The sequence below is a fragment of the Rhodococcus sp. EPR-157 genome, from assembly GCF_001647195.1.
Taxonomy (GTDB): domain Bacteria; phylum Actinomycetota; class Actinomycetes; order Mycobacteriales; family Mycobacteriaceae; genus Rhodococcoides.
Map to the genome: position 1 here is coordinate 1 of NZ_LVCV01000640.1, position 2,857 is coordinate 2,857.

Genomic DNA, 2,857 nt, shown 5'->3' on the forward strand with positions numbered 1-2,857 from the left:
GAATGCCGGGACCGGAAATCCCTGCGCCACAGCGCCGTACGCATCGGCGAAGTTCTTGATGATGTCGCTTGCATAGGACACCCCCGTCGTGCGGGTATTGGCTGCGCCGTTGAGTTGTACGACGTGGGAGTTGTGGGTGCGTTTGGGAGCGAGCTTGCGGCTGACCGCACTGACGGTGGTTCCCCACGCGACTCCCATCACCATGTCCGACTCGAAATACGACGTCAGCAACCGGCCCGCGAACGTCGCGACGCGATCCAGACGTTGCAAGTCGTCGACGATTTCCGATACGGGGACTACGTGTGCACGAATGTCGTAGCGATCGGCGAATGCTTGTTCGATACGCGGCGCCTGCCCGAGCGGCGTCGAGACTTTGATTTCCACGAGTCCCGACGCCCGCGCGAACGTGATCAGTCGTGAGACTGTCGAACGAGATACGCCCAGCTCGCGACCGATGGCCGCCATCGTCAGGTCCTGGAAGTAGTACAACCGCGCGGCCTGCGTGGCTTGGCCGATTCGCAGATCGGATTCTGGGAGAGGTCTTCCGTCGGGCACACATTGCAGTGTAGGGCGCGTCTTTGCACATATGTGCACGGGTTTTGAAACGTAGTGCACACCACCTACCGTGGGGACCGCACGCAATGTGGCGTGCATCACTTAGCTTTTGGAGGCTCGAAGATGACGCGTAAGGACGCGGAGTGGAGTTTGCCGGCTCAGATGGCTGCCGAATTCGCCGGCACGATGATCTTGATCCTGTTCGGCGCAGGTGTCGTGGCACAGGTTGTCTCGGGCGGTGCCGACGGCAGCCTCGGCGGCCACGATTCCATTGCCTGGGCGTGGGGCCTGGGAGTGATGTTCGGCATCTACGTCGCGGGCCGAATCACCGGCGCGCACTTGAATCCCGCTGTGACTTTTGCATTCGCGCTCTTTCGTGGGTTCGAGTGGCGGAGAGTCGCGCCCTACGTTCTGGCGCAGACAGCAGGCGCATTCGTCGGTGCCCTGCTCGTACGGTGGAACTACGACGACATGATCAACGCGATCGATCCCGGCCACACCACCGCGACGCAGACGATCTTCTCGACGTTGCCGGGCAACGGAACGCTGCCGGTCAGTGTGAGCTCGGCGCTGATCGACCAGATCATCGGCACCGCGATTCTGCTGTTCTTGATTGTGGCGGTGACGGATTCGCTCGGTACCGCTCCGATGGCCAACTTGGCGCCGTTCATCGTCGGCCTCATCGTCGTCGGTATCGGTTTCGCCTGGGCGACCAATGCGGGATACGCGATCAATCCCGCCCGAGATTTCGGACCTCGCCTGGCGTCGTTCTTCACCGGATACGGTGGAGCGTGGCGCGATCAGTACGGAGGCCTGTACTTCTGGGTCCCGATCGTCGGGCCCCTCGTAGGCGGACCTATAGGAGTGTTCTTGTACGACCTGCTCATCGGCAAGAGCCTGCGGAAGCAAGAAGGTTCGGCGCCCGAGGCGCCGTCACGGCTGCCGGAACTAGTGACAACCCAGACATCAGGAGAGAAGTCATGACCGACTCGACACGTCAGTACGTCGCTGCGATCGACCAAGGAACGACGTCCTCACGGTGCATGATCTTCGATCACGCGGGCACCGTGATCGCCTCCGATCAGAAAGAGCACCGACAGATTTTTCCGCAGGCAGGATGGGTCGAGCACGACGCAGCGGAGATCTGGGACAACGTCCGGGCCGTGGCAGCAGGTGCCATGGCCGCAGCCGACCTGACGGGCAAGGATATTGCCGCAGTGGGTATCACGAACCAGCGCGAGACGACGTTGGTCTGGGATCGCGCGAGTGGCAAGCCGATCTACAACGCCATCGTCTGGCAGGACACCCGCACCGACCGCATCGTGACGGCGCTCGGGGACGGTGACGCCAACAAATACACCGCAACAACAGGACTACCCTTGGCCACCTACTTCTCCGGACCGAAGGTGAAGTGGATCCTCGACAACGTCGACGGTGCACGTGCGAAGGCCGAAGCGGGCGAACTGTGCTTCGGCAACATGGACACCTGGGTCCTATGGAACATGACGGGCGGCACGGACGGGGGTCTGCACTACACCGACCCGACCAATGCCTCTCGTACGCTTCTGATGGATCTGGACAGCCTGCAGTGGGACGAAGCCATCTGCGCCGACATGGGTATCCCGCTCTCCATGCTGCCCGAGATCAAGTCCAGCTCCGAGGTGTACGGCACCGGCCGAGAACGCGGACCGTTCCGTGGTGTGCCCATCGCAGGCATCCTGGGTGATCAGCAGGCAGCAACCTTCGGTCAGGCGTGCCTGTCTCCGGGTGAGGCCAAGAACACTTACGGCACAGGCAATTTCGTGCTCCTCAACACCGGGACCGAAAAGGTGATGAGCAAGAACGGTCTTCTGACAACGGTGTGCTACAAGATCGGCGACCAACCGACGGTTTACGCGCTCGAAGGTTCCATTGCCGTCACCGGCTCGTTGGTGCAGTGGCTTCGAGACAATCTAGGCATGATCTCCGACGCGGCAGACATCGAAACCGATGCCCGCTCGGTGGAGGACAACGGCGGCGCCTACTTCGTTCCCGCGTTCTCCGGGCTGTTCGCACCGCACTGGCGGGCAGACGCGCGCGGTGCAATCGTGGGGTTGACGCGTTTCGTCAACAAGGGCCATCTCGCACGGGCGGTTCTCGAGGCCACTGCATATCAGACGCGTGAGGTCATCGAGGCCATGAACGCGGACTCCGGTGTCGATCTGGAGGTGCTCAAGGTCGACGGCGGCATGGTCGTCAACGAGCTGTTGATGCAGTTCCAGGCGGACATACTGGGCGTCGACGTGGTGCGGCCCGTGGTCGC

At 62.1% G+C, this 2,857-nt stretch carries 3 protein-coding genes; 2 read left to right on the forward strand and 1 reads right to left on the reverse strand.

Going from position 1 to position 2,857, the window contains the following annotated elements:
- The coding region (locus A2J03_RS27210) for a sugar-binding domain-containing protein (protein WP_269455252.1) at positions 1-555 on the reverse strand (555 nt) is incomplete at its 3' end.
- Between the two features lie 123 nt (positions 556-678).
- Between A2J03_RS27210 and A2J03_RS27215 the strand changes: the two genes are divergently transcribed.
- Both A2J03_RS27215 and glpK read left to right on the forward strand, forming a co-directional pair.
- A complete protein-coding gene (locus tag A2J03_RS27215) occupies positions 679-1,539 on the forward strand; it encodes an MIP/aquaporin family protein (protein WP_068380599.1) in 861 nt (286 codons plus the stop codon).
- Positions 1,536-2,857, forward strand: a 1,322-nt coding sequence (glpK, locus tag A2J03_RS27220; RefSeq protein ID WP_068380601.1) for a glycerol kinase GlpK, incomplete at its 3' end; no start/stop codon positions are given. The genes A2J03_RS27215 and glpK, both read left to right, overlap by 4 nt.

Coding starts and splice junctions, on each gene's coding strand:
- A2J03_RS27215 (WP_068380599.1), top strand. CDS start 679: ATGACGCGTAAGGACGCGGAGTGGAGTTTGCCGGCTCAGATGGCTGCC.